This is a genomic window from Paenibacillus sp. WC2504 (assembly GCF_052682475.1).
The window spans coordinates 2,440,773-2,466,149 of the sequence record NZ_JBQZFH010000001.1 but is presented as its reverse complement, the minus strand read 5'-3'; the positions used below and the strand labels follow the sequence as shown (position 1 = coordinate 2,466,149).

The window sequence follows — 25,377 nt, the reverse complement described above, 5'->3', positions numbered from 1 at the left end:
CCTCCTAATCAATAATTACTGCACGACAAGCTCCTCAGCGAGCGGGCTTTGTCCGACCATGTTGTTCGAGCTGTCCCAGATGAATACTTTGACTTTATATTTCGTGACTTCAGCCGGAAGCGTGAATCCAGCGCCCAAAGTCCTGGTTTCTCCAGGCTTAAGCTCCGCAATGGAAGAGGCAAAATCAATCATGGCATTGTCGGCATTATACAGAACAAACCATAACGTAAGCTTTTTATCTGCTCCCGTTGTGTTGACGACTTTCTTTTCCGCATAAATATCCTTTGAAGGCTCTAGAGTAAGTACAGGATTTCCGTTCAAATCATGGATTGCACCTTGTCCTGCCCAGAATATGTAAGCAATCGTGTAACTTGCTTTATTGGTATTCCCTGCTAAATCAACGGTAGAAACTTCTATTGCGTTATTCCCCTCTTGTAAAGTCAATGGATATGAGAAAAACTCGTCTGCTTGCTGATAAACAGAATTCACAACACTCTCGCCATTTAATTTAATGGTTAGACTTGCTGCTTTACTTAACGATCCAGTAAGCGTATAGACTGCATCCTTAACTGTTGCAGGAGGCGTTGCAATGCGGATATCAGGAATGATACTGTCCTGATTGATTGTTGCATTGACACGATCGAAGAAACTTGATTTATCGCGTTTTGCATAAACTTCAAATAAATTGGCACCGGGCACCAGATTTACATTCAGTTCAAAGTTCCCGCCGCCTATAAATCCATTCATCGGAAGCGTGACAGGCAATTTATTTTGATACACCGATAAATAGACACTTTCACTAACTGATCCTGTTAATGCATACGCTGATGTGTTGACCCATTCCGTCGCTGGATCTAACCTTAAACCTGTTGTTGCTCTTTCTACCATTGCAAAATAACCGGCATTTCGGGACAGATCAAAATTCGCGTAATCGTTATAGCCCAGCAGCACGGAAGAACCGGCGGAAAAACTTTTTTTATAAATATTGAATGTGTATCCCGACGCCGCACCCGTCATCTTAATAACATCACCGGTGTTAATCCAGTCGGCTAGCCATGCGGGCAGAACTGCGTTTTTATCAATTGCCACATAGACAGTCGTTTTGTCCTTCACATTGAAACCGATGATCTGATTTTGCACGGCCCCATCAGCGCCCAAGGGGTATCTCATCACGTCCTTGTGCGTGGTAACGATTCGTTCCATGCTTGCGTATTTACTAGGAATTTCTGAGAACTGGATTAAGGTATTATCTGCAAATGGATAGTCACCTATCGACGAACCCGCTTGCATTTTCCACATATATCCATAATAATTCGCATAGGACGTGAGTTCCCCAACCACACTTGTATCCGGTGTCGGAAGTGGTGTTGTGGCATATGGCGTACCCTCAAATTCCGTTATTTTACTTTCAAAATCTCTTGGCACGCCATTGTTGTATACACCTGATTCATCGCGCGTAACAACAGATAAACCTAATGTATACGGTTGACCATTAACGAGTGGTGTAGATGCTGATTTCGCGATGTCGTAATAGGCGTTAATATCCGAAGCCGGAATCAGATTGGTTCCCGTATAATCCTTATACAGGGTAGTCGCATTCCCGATCGGCCTCCAATTCGACTCGCCTTTCAGCTTAATGCGAAGCCGGTACTTTGATGCATAGGCATAATGCTCCGATGTCCACATGACGCGCGAGTTACGCGATCCGGAAGTAACAATTTTCGGTGCCGGCGGCTCTGCCATGAAGGGAGAATGAGTCACTCTAACGCCTCGAATCCAAAGATCCCCGGAACTACCAGGCGCAGCAATCACCAATCTCCCGAGATTATAGATGGGGAGACTTTTGTTCATATTGTTCCGGGCTTGTACAATATTCCCATCGTAGTACAAGCTGTATTTTTGGGAAACTGTATTAAAATCCAAGCGAATGGTATGCCATTCTCCTAGCTCATACGCACCTAATGAACCTGATGGCGCTGTCGATAAAAGGTAGCCCAAACCTTTGCTCGCCGTCACACCTGCTCCAACCAGGAACGTCGTGCCGGAAGATGGAAAAAACTGAATGATGCGATCATCCTTTTTCGTACCGGTTTGCATGAACGTAATTTCCGTAGAAATTGTTCCTGTATAGGGCTCTCCGAAAGTCTTACTGATTTGAAATTCATTTCTTAATGCTCCATCCGTGACAATACCATTTGCTTTCAGATGAAGAGCTCGAGTCCCTGTATAGGGATCTGCTTCAATGACCGCCGAAGCCGAGCCTGACGTATAGGAGGAGTAATCGAATCCAAGATCGGAGCCTGTTAATCCTAGAGGCGTGGTAGTGAAATCTTTATCAAAAACCGAAACGGGTTCATAGGTAGTATCCGTGACAGAAGAACTTCCGCTTTCCGCTGATACCGTTGGAACGTTATCAGGGCAGATCATAAGCACATTGAAAAGCAGCGTTAAGATTAACACTAGCGAAATCTGATTACTCTTTTTACGCAAGAGAATCGACACCTCCATGGCATATTTTCGATTGGCCAGTCTAAGAACATCTTTCCTTACGAGTTGGACAATGAGCGGGCTATCATCACCCCCTTCACAGAAAATAGGAATGCCATATATGTTGATCAGCAGTATCCAACCGCGCGCGGAGTTGCCGACGCATGGCGGCGGTCAAACCCCCACGAAATCTTAGTTGTTTTGGTAACGTTTTCATGAAATTCGGAAGTATACTTACGAGGTAATAACAGAGAAGGGACGTTCTACTTTCATTAAAGATACTCCAATTATTGAAATTAATAATGGGGGATTCCATCCATAATCATAGACGATTCGATCAAAAAGAGAGTTAGCTGGAGAGATGTTTCTGAGGGTACTTTTAACAGCCCCAATATTGGCCAATGCCTCCTCTATGTTGCACTTTGTGCAGCATAAAGGCCTCAGATCGGCCGCTGCCGCCTTCTACGTTGTACTGTGTGCAACGATTTGGGCAGGATAGCGCAGTTTTCGCGCTATTTGGGTTGAATTCATTGTACTTTGTGCAATGAAGTTCGGGGTGGTGGGGTTAAAAGCTGTTTTATGTTGTACAGAGTACAACATAGACATAAGTGCGATGGTCCGTGTCGCAGGCGGCATGCGGAGCTGATCAGTCACTTGGTGCGAGGCGCTCGCGCTGAGCAGTTGGTTACTTGGTGCGAGGCGGGCATGCTGAGCGGTATGGTCTCTTGGTGCGAGGCGGGCATGCTGAGCGGTATGGTCTCTTGGTGCGAGGCGGACATGCTGAGCGGATTGGTCACTTGGTACGAAGCGGACATGCTGAGCGGATTGGTCACTTGGTGCGAAGCGGTCGTGCTGAGCGGTTGGTTACTTGGTGCGAGGCGGGCATGCTGAGCGGATTGGTCACTTGGTGCGAAGCGGACTTGCTGAGCGGTATGGTTACTTGGTGCGAGGCGGGCATGCTGAGCGGTATGGTCTCTTGGTGCGAGGCGGTCGTGCTGAGCAGTTGGTCACTTGGTGCGAGGCAGGCATGCAGAGCGCTATGGTCTCTTGGTGCGAGGCGGACATGCTGAGCGGTATGGTCACTTGGTGCGAGGCGGTCGTGCTGAGCAGTATGGTTACTTGGTGCGAGCCGACCATCAACTGCGGAACTCCTCCCCATTCTAGCTAGAACTAAGCCAGATAGGGGAACTGGAGTTCTCTATTCGGAGAAAAACGAGAATTTTTCCATCTCAAAGGAACTACGGGGTTTTATTTGTCCTCCGTAGCCCTTTTTTCAGCTGAAACCAGCGAAATAGCGAACTGTAGTTCCCCTCGCTCGTGAAAAACATGCCCTTTCAGAGAAATAAGGGACTCTAGTTCCCACCCTGGTTCAATCAATCGGCCTTACGGGGAATCGTTAACCGCACTCTCGTGCCTTTGCCTATTTCAGAGAAAATATCCAGTTTGCCTCCGATACTTTTTGCTCTTTCCTCCATGCTAAAAAGGCCGACGCCTTTAGAATTCCGCCCTCTTTCGAAGCCTTTTCCCTTATCCGAGATCTCCACTTCTACAGCCGATTCCTTCTCGTGTACAAGGACAATAGCCTCCGACACATCCGCGTATTTCGCTATGTTGGTAAGGGCCTCCTGAATAACCCTATAGATCGTAGTCTCCTCAAGGGCTCCTAGTCTCTTACGCAAATTGCTATCCAGTTTCACTCGAATGCCATAGTGATCCGTGTAGTTTTCGATATGCGTGCGAATCGCTGGAACAACACCAAGATCATCCAAGACGGAAGGCCGAATTTTCCACGCCAGACTTCGCACCTCTTCGATGATGGCCGAGACATTTTGCCGGAGATGCCCCATCTCAGATTCCGGTTCGTCTCCAATGAGTCGGTCCATCTGTATTAACAAAGAGAACAGACTTTGCCCAATGCCATCATGCAATTCTCGCGAGAATTTCCTGCGTTCCTCCTCTTGAATCTGCATAACCTGTGACATCATCAGCTGTAATTCTTCCTCTACCCGCTTCAATTGCGTTACTTCATTACGGATCGCTAAGTATTGATAAGCCCGACCTTGATCATCCACAAAAGGGACAATCGTCGTATCGACCCAATAGAAGGTGCCGTCTTTGGCTCTATTTTTAATCTCACCGTGCCAGACCTTGCCTGCGGAAATCGTTTCCCATAAATCTGTCATGAACGTTTTATCATGATAACCGGAATTAATGATCCGATGGTCTTTCCCAAGGAGTTCGGACCTGGCGTATTGCGAGATTTTACAAAACTTATCATTGACATAAAGAATCTTGCCTTTGGCATCGGTGGCGGCAACGATGGAAGACTCGTCGAGAGCAAATTTCACATCAGATAGCTGCTTAAGGGATTGTTTCAAGTCCTGCAATAGCTCCGATTCAGGCATATGCTCCTTATTCAAAGTTCAACAGCCCCTTCTTAGCCGCGTACTTCACTAATTCCGGGCGTGTTTTTAACCCTAACTTTTCCATCACATTACTTTTATGCGATTCGACCGTCTTTACACTAATTACCAATTGCTCAGCAATTTCTTTATTGGAAAAACCTTTCGCAATGCGTGCCAAAACTTCTCTTTCACGCTCAGAGAGCGATTCATACGTGCCGGAATTCTCCCCGTTTTTCATTCGTTCCATATATTCGTTCATCAGCCTTTTGGTAGCCGTTGGATATAAGTAAGCATTTCCTGCCGCAACGGAACGAATGGCTGTCAATAATTCTTCATGAGGGGCGCTTTTCAAAATATAACCGGACGCACCAACGTGTATGGCCCTGAACAAATACTCATCGTCATCATGCATCGTAAGAATTAAAATTGCCATGTCTGGAATTAATTGCTTTAATTTTTCAGTCGCAGTAAGTCCGTCCATACCTGGAGGCATGCTTAGATCCATTAACACGACATCCGGCGTAAGCATCTGGGCAGCCTGAATACCTTCTTCACCAGCGGCGGCTTCGCCGACCACTTCCATGTCATGCTTGCCGTTTAGCAGCATAACAAGCCCCGATCTTACGATAGCATGGTCATCCACAACCAGAATCTTTAGCATTCCCTTCCCCCTTTTAGCGGCTACTCCGCGGTTTAAGCTTCCTGTTCCCATCATAGCAAAAAAAGCCCCATCCAGAAATGCCATTCATTTTGAGGCTGCCTTCCAAGGTCCCTCTATATAGGTTGCTAACCTTTCGAGGTTTGCCAGAATTGCTTTTATTTCGTTTTCTTCGTAGCCACGATCCGTCCGTCTTCCGATAAAAAGTAGTCCCTTCATCCCAGTAGAAGGACTTGTTATGAGCGGGAATGCGGCAGCAGTCTGCAATTGCTCGGCAAGCATGACGGGGCATTCGCGCCTTTCTTGAACTGCTCTCGGATTGGCAGCGTCGAATTTAACCCATCTGCCTAGACGCAAGGCTGTGCCCGCCAGGCCTTCCCCCATTTTTATCACCATTTGCTGACAGCGATCATTCTTGTTTCCCAATATGTACATCCAACGCCTACGCGCTGGTTGATCGACGAAAGGAGCCAACGCGATGAAATCGCTTGACGTCATATCTCGAAGTCGTGTTAAATCATCCATGATGTTCACTTGACCTGCTGCCATTTTACCACTTCCAATCTTTATGAATCCGAACGAAATCCTTTCTACTTCCATTGTAGGCGGTTCCATCCTTCTTGTCTGTCAGGGAAAACCCTGATTTCGGTATCAGGAAATGAGTTCATAAATCAGTGAAACTCCTGATAAACAAAAGTGTTAAAAAGGACTATCATTAAGATAGCCAAGAACCGTGGAGGAGCTGAACCACTATGATGAAATTTTTCTCTGAGACTAATTTGAATGGATTGAAAAACGCTATGCAGATGAAGCTGGCCAAAAAAGGTGAGTATCTGTTCTGGGAAGGTGAACTGGCAGACCGATTGTTCTACGTCTTCCAAGGCGGAGTTCGCATCACCAAAACGTCAGAAGCAGGCAAAAGCCTCATCCTGCATTTGTATCAAACGGGTGACTTATTCGGGCAAATAGACCCCTTTCAGAATTCGGTGCAAAACTTCAGTGCCGAAGTTACCGCTGACTGCAAAGTTGGGGTCATTATGCGCAAAGACCTTGAGGAACTTCTGCAGCAGCACAGTGATCTGGCTATTGAATTCATGAAATGGATGGGGCTCATGCACCGGATGACCGAAGCCAAATTTCGGGATTTAATGATGTATGGGAAGCCCGGGGCGCTTTGTTCTTTATTAATAAGACTTGGTAACTCCTATGGAGTACCTTCAGGCGAGCATACCTTGATCGATTATAAACTTAGCAACGCAGAAATGGCGGATATGATTGGTTCTACACGCGAAGGTGTCAACCGAATGTTAAGCGAAATGAGAAAAGAAGATGCGATTACCTATCGCAATGGTCAAATTGTTATTAAAAATGCAAACTATCTGCGAAATATTTGTCATTGTGAAAACTGTCCGTTAGAAATTTGCAGAATGTAATAGCCCCTATCTCCTCGTCACATTTCTCCTATGAAAAGAAGGATTCCAGATCCATTAGCACCCTATCCGTTAAAGGCAAAACAAACTGTTCTTCCATGGTGAGATGATCATTTAATATCAAGCACGCCTGCAAGAGGTACGAGGCCGTTTCGGTTAACTGCTTTTTATTGAAAATAGGCGTTATATCGACGACGGCCTCCTTGAACGATTGAAGAAATGAAACACCTAATTGATGATCTTTTTCCAGGACCCAAAAGGATGGCATGATCGTAGGCGCTTGCTGACTATGAAAGTAGTTGATCAGGAAAGGGTACAACTCCTGCTCTTCCCACGCGGCGTGCCACTCCAGTTCCTCCTCGAAATGTGCTGCCTTAAGTCTTAAATCCTGAAGAATGTGCATGCCTTCCGCCGTATTATCTATCCAGCTCACTTCTTTGGCACTCGCTTCGAGACTCCGTAATTGTCTTCGCAATTGTTCATGTTCATCGGCCAAACGGTCCGTTGCATAAGCAAGTTTGGCCGGATTCGAAGAAGCGAGTCCGATATGGCGACTCTCCACATTAACCTCCATGCCTGATCCCTCCCAAGTTTTTTATACGAAAGCACCTGATCTTCTCTCCATTTATGAGTGGAAGAACAGGCGCTTTGCTGAATTCGTTCATTTGATTCTACCCTCATGTTATCTAAGCTTAAATGTTAGATGAAATCTGTTAACGATCTTATCGAACCATTTGTGCAAATACGGTAAGATCAAGTGATCTACCCCAAATTTCCCCGCGTTGGCACCAGCTGCCAAGACAATGAAACCAAGCAGCACTAACCAGGGATTCGTGCTAACTGTTCCTGCGAACATATACATGAAGTTCATGATTAATCCGAAGAAGACCGCTGTTGTTGTCAGAGCCCCCAACAGAAGCCCCAAACCGACCAATAATTCGCCCCAAGGAATGACTACATTAAAGATGCCAACGTGTGGAAGCGCGAAGTTTTTTAAGAAAGCTACAAAGTTGCCATAGACCAAATCCGTTGTACCTGTCTCAAGAACCGGCTTAGCAATGGCACCTTTCAAGTAGCCTGTAGCGTCAAATGCCTTTTCGCCGGTTATTTTGTGCCATCCGGCTACGATCCATGCCCACCCCACATACAACCGAACGAGTGTCAATAACATTGCTGCGTACTTATTCTCTCTGAGCCACTTCATCATCCGAACCATCTCCTTTTTCTTTTATGCTTTTATTGTAGCTTTCAGCAAAAGAGATGTATGTGATAAAAATCACACGCTTATCAATTTCAAAAGAAAAAGGCATGATCCCAGTTGATCACACCTCCTTCTCCATCCTATTTAATTTTCAACGGATTATTTTACCCCGGTATACACGAAAGCTCGAATAATATGTCTTTGTGCAAAAAAGAAAGCAATGAGAATTGGCGTTACCAGAATCATATTCCCGGCCATAAGCACGTTCCAATTCGCGACCCCTTCTTCTTCCCGGATCTTGGCAATCCCTAAAGGCAGCGTTCTCGCAACATCATCTGTCGTCATAACAAGCGGCCAGAAATAATCGTTCCAATGCGCAATAAAGCTGAACAAAGCAAAGGTCGCCAGCACCGGCTTCGCCATAGGCACCATTAATTTCACAATAATTTGCCACTCTTTGGCGCTATCAAGCCGCGCTGCTTCAATTAATTCTTCCTGCACTTGTTTAAACGATTGCCGCAAGAGGAAAATGCCGAAGGCGCTGGACGCAAAGGGAAGAATAAGCGCAAGATGCGTATTCAGGAGCTTCCAAGCACTCAACTGTAAATAAACCGGCAAGAAAATTAATTGAGATGGGATCATTAAGGTCACCATCACCATGCCGAACAAAATTCCCGACGCTTTAAACTTATAACGAGCAAAGGCATAAGCCGCTGGAATAATCGTAAGCATCTGCAAAACGAGAATACTGATCGAGATTATGATACTGTTCGAAATATAGTGTAAGAACGGGCCTGATCCCCACGCTTTGGCATAATTGCTCCAAATGAACTGTTTTGGAATCCAATTCGGCGGGAAAATCATCGTTTCCGGCAGCGTTTTAAGGGACGTAGAGAGCATCCATATGAAGGGCATTGCAAAAATGAGGACGAGCCCAATCATGCCAATCACGCTAATTGCACGGGTTACATATTGTAGTATTTTTGATGCAATTTCTTCTTTACTGTTTACATATAACAACGTACGATCCGCATCCATGATCTGTTCAGCTTTCAGTGGAATCACTTCCTTTTATTGATAATGTACGCGTTTGGACATCAGTTTAAAGTAGATGATGGTTAACACGCCGACAATGAACAGCAGGATGACTCCCGCCGCAGAGGCGTAACCAATTTTAAAGAACCGGAAACCGTATTCGTATATGTAATAAACAAGGGTATTCGTTGTGTTAACCGGTCCACCTTGCGTCATGATCGCGATCGTCTCAAAAACCTGAAAGGATCCAATCATATTAATGATCACCAGGAAAAAGATTGTAGGCGAAAGCATCGGAAGTATCAACTTGTAAAAAGTCGTCCAAGGCTTCGACCGATCCAGTGCTGCCGCTTCGTAGATGTCCTTCGGAATGCTTTGCAAACCGGCGATAAATACCAAGGTATTGTAGCCAAGCCCCTTCCAGACGGCGACGATAACTAACGAAATCAGCGATGTCTTTTGCGAGGAGAGCCAGGCGAGCTTAGCAAAGCCGAACAAACCGATAAACCAGTTTAATAAACCATATTGCGGGTCCATCACCCAAGCCCAAATCATGGAAATGGATACCCAAGAAACGATATGCGGACTGAAGATCGCTCCTTGCACAAAACTTTGAAACACACCCGTTTTATTCAGCCAAAGCGCTAAAATTAAGGAAAGTCCAATGATGAACGTAACCGTTAAAACGGTATAGATGGATGTGTTGTTTATTACTTGTATAAATTCTTTTTCCGTTAAGAGATCCGTAAAGTTCTGCATCCCGACATAGTTCTTGTTAGGGCTAATAAAATTCCAATCATACATACTCAGGTACATCATATAAAGAATCGGATAGATAAAAAACAACGAAAACACGGTAATGGCCGGAGCCACCATGGCATACGGACGCAGTTTTCCCCATATGGTCATATTAAACACCGCCGCCAGCAACAAGGATTTTCTCACGTTGTACATGTCTGGAAATGTCGCGAATTCTTTGGCCCTGTAAGTCAAAATAGTAAAGCTGATCATAAGGAATCAATACGTTAATATGATCATTCGTTTCCAAAGCGGTAAGGAAGGTTTTTACGAAAAACGTCCCCATGTGTGAATCGATCTGATAAATATTTTCCGCTCCCAGGCTTTCTCTGGTAATAATTTCACCTTCCATGACAAACCCGTCTGTGCGATCTTTCGGAGACATGAGCACATGTTCAGCCCGGAAGCCGATATACCCGATCTCCGAAGCTGCCTCTACCTTTAACCCTTGTACATGGCCATAATCAAAAACATTCATCGCAGGGGTACCGATAAACTGCGCTGTGAAAACATTTACCGGATCATTATAAAGCTTTAAAGGCGAGTCCGACTGCTGAATAACTCCTTTATTCATAACAACGATCTCATCGCCCATCGACATTGCTTCCACTTGATCATGGGTAACATAAACAAATGTGCTGCCCAGCCTTTTATGAAGCTGAATCAACTCTGTTCTCATCTGGTTGCGCAGCTTAGCGTCCAGATTGGAGAGCGGCTCATCCAAAATAAATACTTTGGGCTTCTTGACCATCGCCCGGGCTAAGGCAACCCTCTGACGCTGTCCCCCGGATAAGTTTTGCGGCTTTTTATCCAGATGAGGCGTTAACGCAACGATTTCACAGATATCGCGAATTAACGTTTCCCGCTCCATTTTGGGTACTTTTCTGTTCTTAAGCCCGAACTCGATATTTTCACGTACGGTCATGGTTGGGTATAACGCATAGTTTTGGAAAACCATGGCGACATCCCTAAGTCCAGGCTGTGTATCGTTTACACATTTGTCACCAATCCATATTTGTCCTTCGGTCTGTTTTTCAAGTCCTGCAATCATGCGCAAGGTTGTTGATTTGCCGCAGCCGGATGGGCCGACAAGCACGGTAAATGACCCATCTTTGATCGTCAGATTCAGACCGCTGATAATCGTATCGTCTTTATACTTTTTGCCGATATTGACTAGTTGGATCTTTGCCATACGTTCATCTCCTTACCCTGATTACTTGCTCAACAATTTATTCGCTTTTTCCGCAGCCTCGTTCATGGCATCTTGCGGTTTGACATCTTTTTCAAGGATGGCTTTCGTCATAGCATCGATGATCGTTTTCGAAACTTCAGCGTAAGCATTTGCGTTCGGACGAAGGACAGCATATTGTAATTGATCGGAAGCTACTTTGTATTGCGGGAACTCTTTATAGTAGTTTTGCAGCTCTTCACTTTGCAAAGCAGATAGACGGTTAGGCAGGTAGCCTACATATTTATGCTGATAGATTGTGTTTTCTTTGGATGTCATGAACTTCACAAACTCCCAAGTTGCTTCTTTTTCAGCGTCATTCTGCTTGGACGTGATGGCCAATTGGCATCCGCCTGTTGGAACTCCATAAGATTTATTAGCAGGCATAAAGTCGGTTGCCATTACGAAGTTATTTCCTTTCGCAACCTCTAAGCTTGCTGAAACGCCTGCCGTAGATCCGATTTTAAAAGCGGAAATTTGGTTGGTCCAGTCTTTCTCCGCGTCAGCACCTGCCGTCTTTCCTACCGTAAATTTGATCAAGCCGTCATCGGACATCTTCTTCCAAAACTCTACAGGTGCAACGCCTTCAGGAGAGTTAAAAGTAGCTTTTTTCCCGTCCTCGCTTAGTACCTTACCACCGCTTTGTGCAACGAGCGCCTCATATTCCCAAACACCAACGGCCATCGTCATCGGAGTCTTCCCTTTTGCTTTCAGCACGCGGGAATATTCCTCTAATTCCTTCCAGTTTTTCGGACCGGCAGGGTCCAAACCGGCATCTTTTAGCATCGTGACATTTTTGTAAAAGATCGGGGTGCTTCTCATAAATGGAATCCCATACAGCTTGCCATCAATATACGCATTCCCCATAAGACCAGGGTTAAAATCCTTAATATTGACTTGCGCCTCATCCCTTGCTGCAAGAGGAGTCAAATCTACAAGCATGCCTGAGCGGGCGAAAATCCCGGTAGAGGCAATCTCGAGGTCAAAAACGGCAGGTGCGTTCCCAGCAGCGAATGCCGCTTGCACTTTCGCATGAAGATCATCATAGTTGCCTTGGTTGGCTTGCTGAACTTCAATTTTGTTCTGTGACTCATTAAACTTCTTCACAAGGTTTTGTTTGGCTTCTTCAATTTTCCCACCGTTAGCTGTCCAATATTTAATGACGATTTTGCCTTGTGGAGAGGAAGCCGTATTGGCAGAACCCGAAACAGCCTTGTCTCCCGCACCACCTGTTCCGCATGCTGAAAGCATGATGATTGAACTTACCGCAAGAATCGATACTAATTTTTTCTTAAACATTTGTAGTTCCTCCCAATTTTTTAGTATGAACCTAAAAAGAAAGAAGCCTAAATCAACCGCCGACTTCAAGTCGGCCGCTAATCAGGCTTCTCCACTACTCCAACCTACATCTATTTACTTGTCTGGCTTCATCATAATCGCCCAGTATTAAATGAGTGTTAAGTGGTTATTAATATTATGAAAATTATTCCATCAACCAATATTCCGAATGATGTTTTCTTCGGTCGCATAGATCTCTCGCCATAAATCTGTTTTGGAAGCAGATACTGCCGTTGCTCCGTGTTTAAATCCATCCATGACCTGGCTTCGTTCGTACACCAAACCGCCTGTAATAATGGGAAGGGTCGTGAACTTCTTGATTTCTCCGATCATCTGCGGAATTCGTGCCGGCATGACCTCAATGATGTCTGGCTCCACTTGAGCAAGACTTTTGAATATGTTCTCCACGCCTTCCGTATCGACTAGGAAAAAGCGTTGAATGGCAAGCAAGCCCATTTTTTTCGCTGTTTTTACAACATTCGTTTTCGTCGTAATAATGCCCGTTGGTTTAATCACTTTGGCCAAATAGTCCATACCATAAGCGTCGGTACTTAAGCCTCCTATTTTCTCCAAGTGCAGAAAGACAGGCAGCTGGTGCTTATTGAACAAATCTACATAGCCTTTAATGACGCCGATATGACCGGTTAAGAGGAATACACCGCTTAATTGGTGTTTAAGAGATAAGGCAATTTCGATTTGTTTTGGCTCCTTGATGGAAGCCACCATGCGGTGCGTGCTTAATCTTTCAAAAAACATTCCGCCTTCGTCATGCTTAAGCTTTTTCATCCATCAAGACCTCCCTTGATCAGGAACTATCGTTGTTCCGCTTCTATTCGCAAAGAGACGATGCACTCCCGTTCTGAATCTGTCCCGCGTGCGCTAGCATTATGTCTAAAATGTTTCATATTGTTGTATAACATCTCAACATTCCCTGTCAGGGCTGCATCCGTAAAATCAATAGCTGAAATACGAATTTCATCTTGTTCAACGTCCACAATCCGTAATCCATGCTGATCGAGACAAGCAGATAGTTGAACAAACGTCCAATTATTTTGCTTAACAATAGAATCAATGTGCGTATGCCCGTTAAAATAGATCCCTACGCCTTCTTTCTTGCTTAAGATCTTCCACATATCGATGCTTGGGTGAATGGAGCCTTTATCTTTATCGGAATTGGTTGTCGTGTTATGTATCGGATGATGAGCAAAAACTAAGACGGGTTTCGTCCCCGATGCCGTTATGACATCTTCAAACCATGTCAATTGCTCTTCGTCAACCGAGCCTCCCCAATCCTCAAAATCCATTTCTTTTGCTGTATCTAGGAAGACAAGCACGGCTTTCTCATTTTCTACAGCGTGATAGCGATGTTGTCCCGTTATTTCGAGTACTTCCCTTCTCGTTTGAGCATACAGATCATGGTTGCCCAAAGCGTGGTAGAACGTTCTATCACTTTCTCGCAGCAACGCATACACATCACGAAGCTCCGAGGAATGCCCGTAATTTGTCAAATCCCCCAGAGAAATATGAGCATCACCTTCCAATTCTAAAAATCGTCCCAGCAGAGTTTCATAGAATTCATTCCGTGCTTCTAACCAACCTGGAATTGTTTCATTAATTTCGTGATAATGCAAATCTCCCATTACAACTAGCTTCATAAGATCACTCCTTCTCTCACTAAAATTTGATGACACTCATAATCATGATAATTTGCTTGTATTAATTTGGTTTACCTTTTCATTTATAAATTTTGTAAATATGTAACCATAATTTTACCCTTGACAACAGAGTGCTTTGTAGTAATATTGAACGTAATCGAATAGGTTGATTTTTCTTATCAAGAGTAGGTGGAGGGACTAGCCCGATGATACCCGGCAACCGACAAACCTTTGATCACAAAGGAATGCACGGTGCTAATTCTTGCGGAGACGCTGTATTAGGTAAGCGAATCTGGGAGATAAGAGCGAGGCGATGACTTTGAATTCCTATGACCTTTCTCTGTTTCCAGAGAAGGTCATTTTTGCTTTTTCGAGCCATTACACTTGTTTAAGGATGTGACAAGATGTCAATCACAATGAATGAAAGAATTACGACTATGGAAACCGCCCAATTTTACCAGGATCGCCCTCCCCTTCAAATCGCTTTGCTGCATTCAACAGTCAAGATTACCCGAATAGAATGTTTTCGGTATGACCACGAGCTCATCGATGAGCTGCAACTTGCAAACGGAGTCGAACATATCTATGGACTTCTTGCTATCTCCACTAATGCGGGGGCTGTTGGCTTCAAGGAATTTGCAATCCCTTCTAGAAGCCTGAAGTGCGATTTGACTACGTGGGTTGCTCTTTTTCAGCGGATAAAAGGGCTGACTTTGACCGAAAGTATGAACTATACGCTGCTAAAACAAGAGGCGTGGGGACCCGTGAGAAAAGAATTGATGGAGTCCGCCTTACAGGATCTAATTGAACAAACGGAATCAGTCTCACAACCGCACAAGGGTCAAAAATATATCTTGGATCGGGCCTACTTATACAATCATGCTCAAGCGTATATCTCCTTTTAAACATAAATTGGCAATTAAAAAATACTTATGTTAGATTGCAGAACCATTGAAAGGAGTTCATCTTCTTGTCAGATACCGCCAAATCAAACAAAACCGGCCATCTATGGCTCATTACAGCTGTAGCTTTGGGGACGTTGCTCAACCCTTTGAACACGACCATGATTTCCGTCGCTTTTTCCAGGCTGCAGGAAGAGTTTCATGTCACGTATGCCTCGATTTCATGGCTTATTGCAACCTACTATGTCGCTAGTGCGGTCGCACAGCCTGTCATGGGGAAGGTCGGCGATTTATTCGGCCGTAAAAAAATCTTCATGCTCGGACTCGCCCTCATCACCGTTTCCTCCATGCTGGCGCCGCTTTCAACGAGCTTTGGCTGGCTGATGACGTTTCGTGTCATTCAAGCGATCGGCAGCTCCGCCCTATTCCCAAATGGCATGGGCATCATCCGCTCGGTCATTACGACGAATCAAGCGAGAGCGCTAAGTGTCATGTCGGTGTTCTCCTCCACCTCAGCGGCACTAGGTCCATCGCTCGGAGGATTTTTGATCCAATATAGCGACTGGCCGTCTATTTTTCTCATTAATTTTCCGTTTATCGTCGTGTCATTCGTACTCGCTCTCCGAATGATGCCTAAGGATACACCCCGGAAGCAGGCAGGTGCAGGTTCTTTGGACATAACTGGCATCGTCTTTTTTACCGCGCTGATCTTTAGCTGGCTGTTCTTTTTCCTATCGTTCAAATCCGGTGTCAACTGGCTGCTGCTCCTGCTTAGTCTAGTGCTCAGCGCAGGCTTTTACTGGTATGAATCCAAGCGAAAGCAGCCGTTTATCGATGTCCTGTTTCTTAAGCGGAATGTCGATGTTTGCTTCGTTTATTTGCAATTCATTTTAGTCAACATTGTGTTTTACTCAATTATGTTTGGTATCCCTTCGTATTTGCAGCAGGTGCGGCATTACAATGGGCAAGAAGTGGGATTAATCATGCTTTCCATTTCAGGCTTCGGCATCCTCGTTACCCCCCTTGTGGGCAGGTGGATTGACCGTTCCGGTTCGCGAACTCCACTGCTCGTCGGTACGTTATTCGTTGTGGCTGGAACCTCCCTGTTGTTAACGATTCACGATAGCTCCACTGCGGTTTGGATTTTTATCTGCTTATCTGTACTTGGCATCAGCAACGGGTTTCAGAATCTCGGGCTGCAAACCGCCCTGTATTCTTATGTTACAACAGCAGAGACCGGCATTGCCTCGGGCATGTTCATGACTTCGCGTTTTATGGGAACCATATTATCTTCGAGCTTGCTCGGAACAGTTTTTAGCACTCAAATCACAACCGCGCACTTTCACAGTTTGATTATCGGGTGCGTGATCATCAGCGTACTGATGCTTCTATTGTCCCTTCGCATGTTTCTTAGAGCGAGAAGCGGTACGGAACAAGTCCAGTCGCAGTAGCTTTGTCACAACATATGGAGGTGAGCGCGATGAATAACAGCAACAACCAAACGGTAACCCTGGGGATGGGGTGCTTCTGGAGTCCGGATGCTTTGTTCGGGCAGCTGGCCGGTATCACGAGAACACGTGTGGGTTTTGCTGGAGGAACGGTAGAGAACCCTACTTACCGGCAGCTTGGAGACCACTCCGAGACCGTCGAAATGGACTTTGATTCCAGCATCGTGAGTTTGGAAGCCATCCTGCATGTGTTCTGGAGCAACCATAATCCAGTAAATATAAATGATTACAAAGGCCGGCAGTACAGATCCATAGTGTTGTATCGCGACCCTAATCAGATGAGCGTAGTCAACAAAGTCATGGCGAACAGCGAGGAACAAGGAAAGGGCATGCCGGACACCGAGGTTGCTCCTTTTAAAGGCTTTTACCCAGCTGAGGACAGACATCAGAAATATTATTTGAAACGGTATCCCGATGCCATCGACAAGTTGAGAACTCTTTTTCCAACCGAGGAAGAACTGACCAACGCAACATTGGCAGCAAGATTAAACGGACTGGCGAAAGGGTACACGAATTTGGATAAAATCATCAACGAAATCCGGACATGGCTGATTAGCGGTGAGGAGCAAGAAGAGATCATTCGACTCATTAGAGGGATAAAATGGTAAGAGGACTGAAGGCAGCCGATCTGGTTAGATAGGCTGCCTTTTTCTTTTTAATTCGTATATGTATTTTTCACTCTTTTTGAGTTGATAAAATAGGGGATCCAGATTAAACAAGTAACGAATGATTTAACAATATTTCTGCCTTGTTCCCCCATTAGTTCGTAAGTCGCCATTTCTTCAATGGTGTTTGAAATAAAATAATAGCCAACATTCGCAGCAAAATTGATCAAGTAAAAATATATCGCCAAATATTTCAATCGTTTCTTTTTTTTCAATATGCAATAACCGATGATGACTGGAAAAATCACATAAAATAAATTCATGGCCGTCTCATAAATGATAATAAAAGCGTATTTCCAGTTTTCCTCATACAATTGGGACAAACGTCCATTTTGGTAAACAGGGAGTATCGTATCCATCAAATAGTAGAAGGAGCTCCCGAAAGTTAATAGGAGGCCTATCGCTACCAAATAAAGCCAGCCACCAAATCCATAAGGCTTCACTTTTTCCTCTGTGGGTGCCATGATTTCTGTCGTGTTATCCAGTTTTACGGCTAAGTCGTTTTCTATATTTGTCATTGAGTCACCTTTCAATCTTTTCCGTCTTACCTTTATACTCCCTAAAAAAATAAATTCTGTCAATTAATATGTGAGCGTGATAACATCTATTGCCACCGCCTCAATTGCCATCACCTCAAACCTCGTAATGGAACTGGAGTCCCTTATTTTATAGAAAATGAGTTGTTTCCTATTTAGGCAGAACTACAGGCTCTTATTTCTCTTCAAAAGACCGATTTCACAGCAAAATTGACAAAATAGAGGAACGTAGTTCCCCTAATAATGGAAATTGTGCATTTTCTTCGAAATAGCGCCCTCTAGTTCCCTGAATAACCCAAAGAACCGCAATTAATGAATTGCGATTCTTTATTTGCGTATAAGACCAGCCAACCCTACCGATTATAACCGTTGCCGATGCCCGGGAAAGGTGATGGCCGCGACACATATCCCGTATAAGAAGCTTGCGGATGCGGCTCCGCTTGCGGTGGGTAAGTATCAGGCCGCGCCTGACGTTGATGCGAGCAATCGACAGGTGGCCCTATTGTGACTGTGCTCTTGATTGGAGCTAACGCCTGCGTGATCTGCGCTTGATCCAAACAGTACGTATGAGCGAGCATGTTTCTCGGCGCCAGTCTGAGGAAGTCGGAGACCGCGATGAATTCCGGTACCGGCGCATCGAAGATCGCGAGCAGATGCGTATCGTCTTCGGTAGCCATTTCCCAGTGAAACCACCCTTGAGGAATATTAGCTACTTGACCGGGAGTAATGTTGAAGTTAAGCACCATTTTGGTGAAAGGATTCAAGATGGAGACGACCGCTGCGCCCCGAATGCAATAGACTAGTTCAGATGCGTTCTGATGAACATGCGGCTCGACCACATTCCCTATGGATAAATAGATGTCGAGCAGTGAGACGTTGCCCAGCGTATTCAACTGCTGAATACCCAACGTATTAATGAAGTTATTCGCATCCTTGGTGAATGTACGATTGTTCTTCAGATCGTAGAAATATTGGACGTTTGGAGAAGTGAAATCCATATAGGATACAGCCATACGCTCAGCCTCCCGATTGTATTATCATCTTTACTAAACGTATTCCACTTCAGCTATACCCATGACAAATGCCCTTCCTCGCAGAGCAAATTTCACGCCACAAGGCCCATCCATCCGCAAAAATAACATCAAACCCGGCTTGTTCGCATGCTTTTCCAATTTTTGAATACATTTAAATATTCGATAAACAGGAGGACACAAGTCATGTCACAACATGGGCATTCGTTCATGAGAGGTACGCTCGTATTGTCTGTCGCCGCTTTCATCAACCGTATTCTCGGTTTTATCAGCGGTATGTATATCGCGCGCGTACTGGGCGCAGAGGGAATCGGCATCTTGATGATGGCCCATCCGCTCGTCCCACTCGTCATTACGATTACGGAGTTGGGATTGCCGGTAGCCATTTCGAAGTTGGTCGCAGAGGCCTCCGCCCGCGGCGAACGAATGAAAGTAAGACGCATTCTGCATGTCTCACTTGCTGTCACAGGCTTCTTGAGCGTAGCGCTCACGACCATAACGCTGCTTGGATCTGAATGGATCGCTTCCATTCTCCTAAGCGACCAACGTGCTTATTACGCAATGCTCGCCATTACGCCGATCGCGCCGATTGTAGCCGTCTCCGCCGTATTAAAGGGATATTTCCGCGGCATGCAGCGGATGAAAACTATTGCAGCCTCCGATGTGCTGGAGCATACGGTTCAAATCGCCTGCGTGCTAGCGCTGGTCCACCTGCTGCTGCCTTACGGCGTCGCTTATGCCGCCGCAGGAGCAATGGCTGCCTCTGTCATCAGCGAAGCGGTCAGTCTCCTCTTCCTCGTGACAAGCTACAAGCTGTTCGGCGAATCCAGGATGTCGGGCGAAACTTGGGCAAACCACTTGAAACAAGGAAGAAGCACACTCGGCGAGCTGCTTCAGATCGGACTGCCAACCACTGGTCACGGCATTATTCACTCGTTGTACAGCACCTTCCAGCCGCTTCTTATCACAACGAGCCTAGCGCTCGCCGGCGTCGGTACGGCACTTGCCACCAAGCAATTCGGCATGCTGGCCGGCTATGCGTTTCCGCTGCTGTTCATGCCAAGCTTTATCACGCAATCCTTGTCGACCGCGCTCATTCCTGCGATTGGCGAGGCAGCGGCGAACAAGAACAGTCTACTTATCCATGAGCGAATGAACCAGGCTTTGAACTTGGGGCTTTTGATCGGCGCACCGGCAACCGTGATCCTGTACGAGTGGGCGACTCCGCTAACGACACTTGTCTACCATGCACCTGAAGCAGGATTGCTCCTGAAAATACTGGCGCCAATGTTTTTCCTGCATTATTTCGATGCCCCGCTTCATGCGATTCTGCTCGGACTCGGCCGCGCACAAGCAACGCTGTGGAATTATGTAATAGCCACCGCATTCAAGGCTGTCACGATCTACATTTTAGGCAGCCAATTGGGCATTATCGGTGTAGCTTATGGCATCGGTATCGGTATTGTGATGCAGACGGTGTTGAACTTCTTTTCCATCTCCAACTCCATCGGGTTCTATTGGAACATTAGGCCCTATGTCAAAGTTGGGATCAGTATGATGATGATGGCGATATCCGGACACTGGATCTATCAATATGTGATGAGTCATGGCATGCCGCAGATTTGGTGCGTAACTACTTCTATCGTCTGTTCCTTGCTTCTCTATTTCGCGGCACTCGTCTTCACAGGTACGTTGAATTGGAAAAGTACGCGCCACAGGTTTTCTATTCCTTGGTAAACGCACATAGAAACCCTCAGCGGATGCTGAGGGTCTCCATTTTATTAACTTTGATAGTTAGTTGCAGTGTTTTTATCACCAACTTTAACAGTAACATCCTTCGTTTCCCCGTCGCGAGAAATGGTTACCTTCAGTTCATCGCCTACAGACGCGGCTTGCACTGCTTTGGTAATGTCCTCTGTGCTTGATGATGCTTTACCATTTACACTCAAAATAACGTCGTACTGTCGAATACCTGCCTCAAATGCAGGCGTACCATGCTCTACTTCGGCTACAACGGCACCTTTTGTGCTGTTGATTTTCAAATCTGACAGCATATCATCCGTAATATTTTGCAGTGCTACTCCGATGTAAGGTGCTGGCTCTTTGGGGATCGTTTCGTTATTTTTCAGCTTATCCACAACTGAACTGAATGTGCTTGAGGGAATTGCAAAACCGATGCCTTGCGCTTCAGAGTTCACTGCCGTATTAATACCGATAACTTCCCCATTCAAATTTAAAAGCGGACCGCCAGAGTTCCCTGGATTGATCGCTGTATCCGTTTGTAGTAAATGCTTGTAGTTTCTAGTTCCTTGGGTATCATCAATGCTAATCTCACGCTCTTTGGCGCTTAGAACACCTGTCGTTACAGAGTAATCAAAGTCATACGGATTGCCAATCGCAACTAGCCAATCGCCTACTTCCGTATTGTCGGAGCTGCCTATTTTCAATGCAGGAAAGGCTTTGTCTCCTTGAATTTGAAGCACTGCCAAGTCTAGATCATAACTGCTTCCTAGAAGTTTTGCCGTAAAAGGCGTATCGTAGCCTTGCACGTAGACGCTAATTTCGTCCGCGCCGTCAATAACATGCTCGTTAGTTAAAATATACCCGCTCGAGTCAAAAATAAAGCCCGATCCAATCCCATTTTCAATGGTATCACCACTTTGAGTGCCCTGTTGGAATGGGTTTCTTCTATTTTGTCCCGTATTCGTTTGTTTTACTTTCGTCTCAATTTTGACAATAGCTGGACTCGCGGATTTTGCAATGGCTGATACGCTATTCGTCCCTGTTGGCGATAATGACGCCGTCTGGACATTGGCGGCTGCCGAATTAGCGGCTGCAGCGACGCTTGATGGTGTGGACACAGCCTCATATCCAAACAAATTCAGCTTATCCGATGTGAACATCAATCCGCCAATAACGACCGCACCGGCCATAAAAGCTGCAAACATGGATTTAAATTTGGGATTCCCCGATTTGTTTTCAACCTTTATACCCGTAACTTCGATCATATCTTTCATAGTATCGTTCATCTCATTCATATCTTTCATATTATCTTTCATATCTTCATTCATGTGATTACCACCTTTCGAGTGCTGGTTGATAGAATTAATGTTGATAGTTGAAGTATAGGACGCGAACCTGAAATGAGACTTAAGTTGGGCTGATAGGCATATGAAAGTTAACTGAAAATATCCTGAAAGGTGCAAAGGCTGTCCTCTCCGATAATTTCAAGCATTAGCTCCTGCTCTTTAGATAACAATACTGTTATTAACCTTCTGGGCAACCCCACGGGAAAAAGGAACTTACATGTACATCTCGAATATCTACTGTAATCAGATAGCAAAAAAATGATGATAGACAGGAGTTAGATACGATGATCAAAGGTTTCGGAGGCATTTTTTGGAGAACTAAAAATCTCGAGATAATAAAAAAATGGTACAATGATGTACTTAAGATTGAAATCGGAGATTGGAACGGGACGATCATACAACCTCAATCCGGCAATGAAACGATCTTTTCTTTGTTTACCGAGGATAACAGCTATTTTCCACTAGAACAGCAAGTCATGTTAAACTTCCAAGTCTATGATTTGGACGAAGTGATTAAGCATCTTGAACAAATCGGTGTACCTCTAGCCAAGAACAAAGAGGTCGGTGACTATGGCAAGTTTGCTTGGATCGAAGATCCGGAAGGTCGACTGATCGAGCTGTGGGAGAAATAAAGTCGGCAACGCAAAAAAACCTCTAGACTGCACTGTTAAGTGCTTCTAGAGGTTTTTTGGGTTAATGATCGTTAAGCGACTCCGCGTGATCCTCTTCTTACGAGAAAGAAGTAAGCGAACATTGCAGCGGCGCTCGTCAACAAAATAATGACGCCTAGCGGCACAGCGGTATTTTCACCCGCGATACCCACCAACGGAGAGACAACAGCCCCGAGCAAAAAGGGGATGACACCAAGCAATGCAGCAGCGCTGCCCGCATTCTGACTTTGGCTCTCCATAGCAAGTGGGAAAGCTGCCGTTGACGTAATACCGATTGCCGCCACGAAGAAAAACAACGGAATCACCAAGGCGAAAAGCGGTCCATGAACAATGGCTACCACTAAGACTGTTATGCTGGCAAAAAAGGCCAGCCACAGCCCAAACAACAGAAAAGCTTGTTCGGAGACGCGATGCGACATCCGCCCCACCACTTGGGAGCCGATGATTAAGCTAATGCCGTTCGATCCGAACAAAAGAGCGAATACCGTCGGCGAAGCGCCGTAAATATTTTGATAGATAAAAGGCGTACCCGACACGTAAGCGAACACACCCGCGATCATAATGCCCTGTGCCAGCATGTAGCCAACAAACTGGCGATCCCGCAGGAGCGATCCGTAGTTCTTTAACTGTTCCATAAAATTGCTAGGCCTGCGGCGATCGGATGGCAAAGTCTCTTGTAGTTTCCATTTTGTCATCGTCAATAGGTACAATCCTAATATCGCGAGTGCGATAAATACGCCGATCCACGTCGTGAAAGATAAAATTCCACTGCCCGTAACCGGTGCTACTAGAGGACCTAAATTACCAACAAGCAGCAGCAGGGAGAAAAACTTGGTGAGTTCGTGACCACTGTACAGATCGCGCGCGATTGCCCGGGAAATAACAATACCCGCGGATGCGGAGAAACCCTGCACGAAACGGAATGCAATCAACACTCCGATATTAGGGGAGAACGCACAAGCTAATGAAGCGACGACGTAAAAGGCCATCGAGATAAGCAGCGGGTTGCGTCTGCCATAGACATCACTCAGAGAACCCATCACGAGTTGGCCGATGCCCAGACCGAGTAAACAAGCGGTCAAACTGAGTTGTACAAGGGAAGCCGTTGTACCAAATTGCTTTACAATTTCCGGGAACGCGGGTAAATACATATCAATAGTAAAAGGCCCGAGTGTCGAAAATAAACCGAGCAGCAATGCTAATCTAAACGCATGCTGTTTGTTCTTGCTGGTCATAATAAAAATGATCTCCTATTCTTCTATCCTTATCCAAGTCTCATATAAAGAACCTGATGTTCATCCTAACACAAATCTACAAATTCCGACAATGAAATTTAACACCTTACATATTTGCGTTTGAAACCGATTCTCCCTTTTTCCACTTCCTTTTGAATACGCTCGGAAGCGATCAGGCTCTTATTGCGTTGGACTTCAACCGGACCAACGGCCTTTGCGGTCTCAACAGCCTTATCATGAAGCGGTAAGTACGATACTCCTACTGTGTAGATGAAATTATTCATCGCATATTTCGTTCGTTCGGGCGCATCATGAATCGTATTTTTTACCCTTTCGAGCATTTCGGCAAGTTTACTTTCATCAAATTCGCTGTCCCGTCGGTTACCCAAGAGCCAGCAGTAACAACTCCAGCCTGCCGACATTTTCAACTCTTCACCGCTAAGGATCCATTTATCGGCAACCTGCTGGGCGATTTCTGTTTCTGCCAAAGTTACAGCAACCACATAATCAGAAAGCATATAAAAATAAGCCCCATCTATCCAACGGTCAAAATCCACTTCCGTCATTGCCTTTGGATCAGCAATAACGCCGGCAAAATACATCGCGTCGTAGTTGCCAGTATTGTAAAGCTCCTCAGCCAAAGGTTGATTGAGCTTAATTTTCTTGGCAATGGGCTTCATTTCACCGGTAGCTACACCAAATAGTGGCTCGTGCGCACCGTTGGAGACGTAAATTTTCTTGGTTCGTTCCTTACCTAGAACTTCAAGTTCTTGCATGACCGTTTCTACGTTCATAGATGAACACTTCCTTTTTTATTTCATCGGATAAATACTCATATCCTAGTTCACCGAAATGAAGACCATCGTTTCTTTGGCCTTTTAATAGTTCGGATAGATGGTGAAACCCCATCATTTTTGAGAAAAAGTCGATAAACTGACTTCCCGTTGCTTCACTCACTTCTCTAACGGCCTCGGCGTATTCCTTAAGCACGAGATTTGTTCGAGCATGCTGCAACTTCTCATCTACGGGTGCGGGGCTAATAAGGATGACTTTGGCAGGAGAAAGAATAGTAACAATGTCAGTCAAATTCCTCTTATAATCTAGCAATTGAACCCTCTTATGATGTGCAGCATCATTTGCGCCGAATAGTACCGTTACGAGATCCGGGTTATGAGGTAAAACATCGCTTTGAATTCTCTCAATTGCATCAAATGTATTATTGCCAGGCACGCCGGCGTTCATGATTTCCCATTCTTCGCCAAGTTTAGAGGCGAGTTTGATGGTTAATAGCGGGCGGGCGTAACCTTCAGTCCTTGAAGTTATACTGTCTCCAAAACAGACCAGTTTCATGAATTTGCTCCCTTTTAACTCCTTGTGGCAGGAAGGACCCAGTTCTCTTTCATATAAAAAGGTCTAACAGTTTGATATATTCACTTTAACACAAAACCAATCACATTCGTAAATCCCCAAAACATATAAAAAGGACACCCCCAAGGGTATCCTTT

At 45.2% G+C, this 25,377-nt stretch carries 27 protein-coding genes and 1 riboswitch; of the genes, 8 read left to right on the top strand and 19 right to left on the bottom strand.

The genetic code is table 11. The features are described from left to right. Positions 1–15: 15 nt before the first annotated feature. Positions 16–2,490: a hypothetical protein gene (locus ACUN27_RS10830; protein ID WP_445558871.1), complete on the bottom strand. Its 2,475-nt coding sequence runs from the start codon at positions 2,488–2,490 to the stop codon at positions 16–18. Between the two features lie 576 nt (positions 2,491–3,066). Between ACUN27_RS10830 and ACUN27_RS10825 the strand changes: the two genes are divergently transcribed. Then, positions 3,067–3,378, top strand: a complete 312-nt coding sequence (locus ACUN27_RS10825; protein ID WP_445558870.1) for a hypothetical protein — start codon at positions 3,067–3,069, stop codon at positions 3,376–3,378. Next, positions 3,359–3,655 (top strand): hypothetical protein, encoded by a 297-nt coding sequence (locus tag ACUN27_RS10820; protein ID WP_445558869.1) that lies wholly within the window; start codon positions 3,359–3,361, stop codon positions 3,653–3,655. The genes ACUN27_RS10825 and ACUN27_RS10820 overlap by 20 nt, the downstream gene beginning before the upstream one ends. Positions 3,656–3,860: 205 nt before the next feature. On the opposite strand, the gene ACUN27_RS10815 is transcribed toward ACUN27_RS10820, so the two are convergent. From ACUN27_RS10815 to ACUN27_RS10805, 3 genes are all read right to left on the bottom strand, one after another. Beyond that, a complete protein-coding gene (locus tag ACUN27_RS10815; RefSeq protein ID WP_315955502.1) occupies positions 3,861–4,892 on the bottom strand; it encodes a PAS domain-containing sensor histidine kinase in 1,032 nt (343 codons plus the stop codon). A 7-nt stretch (positions 4,893–4,899) separates the two neighbouring features. After that, positions 4,900–5,553 (bottom strand): response regulator transcription factor, encoded by a 654-nt coding sequence (locus ACUN27_RS10810; RefSeq protein ID WP_315955426.1) that lies wholly within the window; start codon positions 5,551–5,553, stop codon positions 4,900–4,902. 84 nt (positions 5,554–5,637) lie between these two features. Next, a complete protein-coding gene (locus tag ACUN27_RS10805; protein ID WP_315955427.1) occupies positions 5,638–6,150 on the bottom strand; it encodes a GAF domain-containing protein in 513 nt (170 codons plus the stop codon). 152 nt (positions 6,151–6,302) lie between these two features. On the opposite strand from ACUN27_RS10805, the gene ACUN27_RS10800 reads away from it, so the two are divergent. Then, entirely contained in the window at positions 6,303–6,983 is a 681-nt protein-coding gene (locus tag ACUN27_RS10800; RefSeq protein WP_418936924.1) for a Crp/Fnr family transcriptional regulator, read from the top strand. A gap of 28 nt (positions 6,984–7,011) precedes the next feature. Here ACUN27_RS10800 and ACUN27_RS10795 read toward each other — a convergent pair whose 3' ends face one another. The 9 genes from ACUN27_RS10795 to ACUN27_RS10755 all read right to left on the bottom strand — a co-directional run bounded on the left by ACUN27_RS10795 (position 7,012) and on the right by ACUN27_RS10755 (position 14,235). Further along, on the bottom strand, positions 7,012–7,554 hold the full coding sequence (locus ACUN27_RS10795) for a hemerythrin domain-containing protein (protein ID WP_445558868.1): 543 nt from the start codon (positions 7,552–7,554) through the stop codon (positions 7,012–7,014). A 108-nt stretch (positions 7,555–7,662) separates the two neighbouring features. After that, complete coding sequence (locus tag ACUN27_RS10790) at positions 7,663–8,187, bottom strand: DoxX family membrane protein (protein WP_326062010.1); 525 nt, start codon at positions 8,185–8,187, stop codon at positions 7,663–7,665. After that, on the bottom strand, positions 8,162–8,290 hold the full coding sequence (locus tag ACUN27_RS10785) for a hypothetical protein (RefSeq protein ID WP_315955430.1): 129 nt from the start codon (positions 8,288–8,290) through the stop codon (positions 8,162–8,164). Before ACUN27_RS10785 ends, ACUN27_RS10790 begins: the two co-directional genes overlap by 26 nt. A 50-nt stretch (positions 8,291–8,340) precedes the next feature. Continuing rightward, positions 8,341–9,123 carry a carbohydrate ABC transporter permease gene (locus ACUN27_RS10780; protein WP_315955504.1) on the bottom strand — a complete coding sequence of 261 codons (783 nt, stop codon included), beginning with the start codon at positions 9,121–9,123 and terminating at the stop codon, positions 8,341–8,343. Positions 9,124–9,252: 129 nt separating this feature from the next. Further along, the gene (locus tag ACUN27_RS10775) at positions 9,253–10,125 is read right to left on the bottom strand and encodes a carbohydrate ABC transporter permease (RefSeq protein WP_326062009.1); all 873 of its coding nucleotides are present in this window, start codon (positions 10,123–10,125) and stop codon (positions 9,253–9,255) included. Between the two features lies 1 nt (position 10,126). Further along, positions 10,127–11,206, bottom strand: coding sequence for an ABC transporter ATP-binding protein (locus ACUN27_RS10770; RefSeq protein WP_315955432.1), 1,080 nt, complete (start codon positions 11,204–11,206; stop codon positions 10,127–10,129). Between the two features lie 21 nt (positions 11,207–11,227). Further along, the gene (locus ACUN27_RS10765; protein ID WP_315955433.1) at positions 11,228–12,541 is read right to left on the bottom strand and encodes an ABC transporter substrate-binding protein; all 1,314 of its coding nucleotides are present in this window, start codon (positions 12,539–12,541) and stop codon (positions 11,228–11,230) included. A 192-nt stretch (positions 12,542–12,733) separates the two neighbouring features. Continuing rightward, positions 12,734–13,366, bottom strand: a complete 633-nt coding sequence (locus ACUN27_RS10760; protein WP_315955434.1) for a glycerol-3-phosphate responsive antiterminator — start codon at positions 13,364–13,366, stop codon at positions 12,734–12,736. Positions 13,367–13,392: 26 nt separating this feature from the next. Continuing rightward, positions 13,393–14,235 (bottom strand): metallophosphoesterase family protein, encoded by an 843-nt coding sequence (locus ACUN27_RS10755; RefSeq protein WP_445558867.1) that lies wholly within the window; start codon positions 14,233–14,235, stop codon positions 13,393–13,395. 173 nt (positions 14,236–14,408) lie between these two features. Then, a riboswitch (SAM riboswitch) is annotated at positions 14,409–14,541 on the top strand. A gap of 98 nt (positions 14,542–14,639) precedes the next feature. On the opposite strand from ACUN27_RS10755, the gene ACUN27_RS10750 reads away from it, so the two are divergent. The 3 genes from ACUN27_RS10750 to ACUN27_RS10740 all read left to right on the top strand — a co-directional run bounded on the left by ACUN27_RS10750 (position 14,640) and on the right by ACUN27_RS10740 (position 17,253). Beyond that, entirely contained in the window at positions 14,640–15,140 is a 501-nt protein-coding gene (locus ACUN27_RS10750) for a hypothetical protein (RefSeq protein WP_315955436.1), read from the top strand. A 65-nt stretch (positions 15,141–15,205) separates the two neighbouring features. Further along, complete coding sequence (locus tag ACUN27_RS10745; protein ID WP_315955437.1) at positions 15,206–16,588, top strand: MFS transporter; 1,383 nt, start codon at positions 15,206–15,208, stop codon at positions 16,586–16,588. 29 nt (positions 16,589–16,617) lie between these two features. Beyond that, complete coding sequence (locus ACUN27_RS10740; protein WP_315955438.1) at positions 16,618–17,253, top strand: peptide-methionine (S)-S-oxide reductase MsrA; 636 nt, start codon at positions 16,618–16,620, stop codon at positions 17,251–17,253. Positions 17,254–17,300: 47 nt separating this feature from the next. Here the strand turns inward: ACUN27_RS10740 and ACUN27_RS10735 are convergent, their stop codons facing one another. Both ACUN27_RS10735 and ACUN27_RS10730 read right to left on the bottom strand, forming a co-directional pair. Further along, on the bottom strand, positions 17,301–17,828 hold the full coding sequence (locus ACUN27_RS10735; RefSeq protein ID WP_315955439.1) for a DUF2569 domain-containing protein: 528 nt from the start codon (positions 17,826–17,828) through the stop codon (positions 17,301–17,303). A gap of 371 nt (positions 17,829–18,199) precedes the next feature. After that, on the bottom strand, positions 18,200–18,859 hold the full coding sequence (locus ACUN27_RS10730; RefSeq protein WP_326062005.1) for a cupin domain-containing protein: 660 nt from the start codon (positions 18,857–18,859) through the stop codon (positions 18,200–18,202). Positions 18,860–19,063: 204 nt separating this feature from the next. On the opposite strand from ACUN27_RS10730, the gene spoVB reads away from it, so the two are divergent. Continuing rightward, positions 19,064–20,614 carry a stage V sporulation protein B gene (gene spoVB, locus ACUN27_RS10725; protein WP_445558866.1) on the top strand — a complete coding sequence of 517 codons (1,551 nt, stop codon included), beginning with the start codon at positions 19,064–19,066 and terminating at the stop codon, positions 20,612–20,614. 44 nt (positions 20,615–20,658) lie between these two features. On the opposite strand, the gene ACUN27_RS10720 is transcribed toward spoVB, so the two are convergent. Next, positions 20,659–21,948, bottom strand: coding sequence for a S1C family serine protease (locus ACUN27_RS10720; protein ID WP_326062004.1), 1,290 nt, complete (start codon positions 21,946–21,948; stop codon positions 20,659–20,661). A gap of 302 nt (positions 21,949–22,250) precedes the next feature. Between ACUN27_RS10720 and ACUN27_RS10715 the strand changes: the two genes are divergently transcribed. Beyond that, on the top strand, positions 22,251–22,598 hold the full coding sequence (locus ACUN27_RS10715) for a VOC family protein (RefSeq protein WP_445558865.1): 348 nt from the start codon (positions 22,251–22,253) through the stop codon (positions 22,596–22,598). A 71-nt stretch (positions 22,599–22,669) separates the two neighbouring features. Here the strand turns inward: ACUN27_RS10715 and ACUN27_RS10710 are convergent, their stop codons facing one another. The 3 genes from ACUN27_RS10710 to ACUN27_RS10700 form a co-directional block, all read right to left on the bottom strand. Beyond that, positions 22,670–23,872, bottom strand: coding sequence for a multidrug effflux MFS transporter (locus tag ACUN27_RS10710; RefSeq protein ID WP_445558864.1), 1,203 nt, complete (start codon positions 23,870–23,872; stop codon positions 22,670–22,672). 98 nt (positions 23,873–23,970) lie between these two features. Further along, positions 23,971–24,666: a DNA alkylation repair protein gene (locus tag ACUN27_RS10705; protein ID WP_445558863.1), complete on the bottom strand. Its 696-nt coding sequence runs from the start codon at positions 24,664–24,666 to the stop codon at positions 23,971–23,973. After that, a complete protein-coding gene (locus tag ACUN27_RS10700; protein ID WP_315955447.1) occupies positions 24,635–25,222 on the bottom strand; it encodes a GDSL-type esterase/lipase family protein in 588 nt (195 codons plus the stop codon). The genes ACUN27_RS10705 and ACUN27_RS10700 overlap by 32 nt, the downstream gene beginning before the upstream one ends. Positions 25,223–25,377 lie beyond the last annotated feature (155 nt).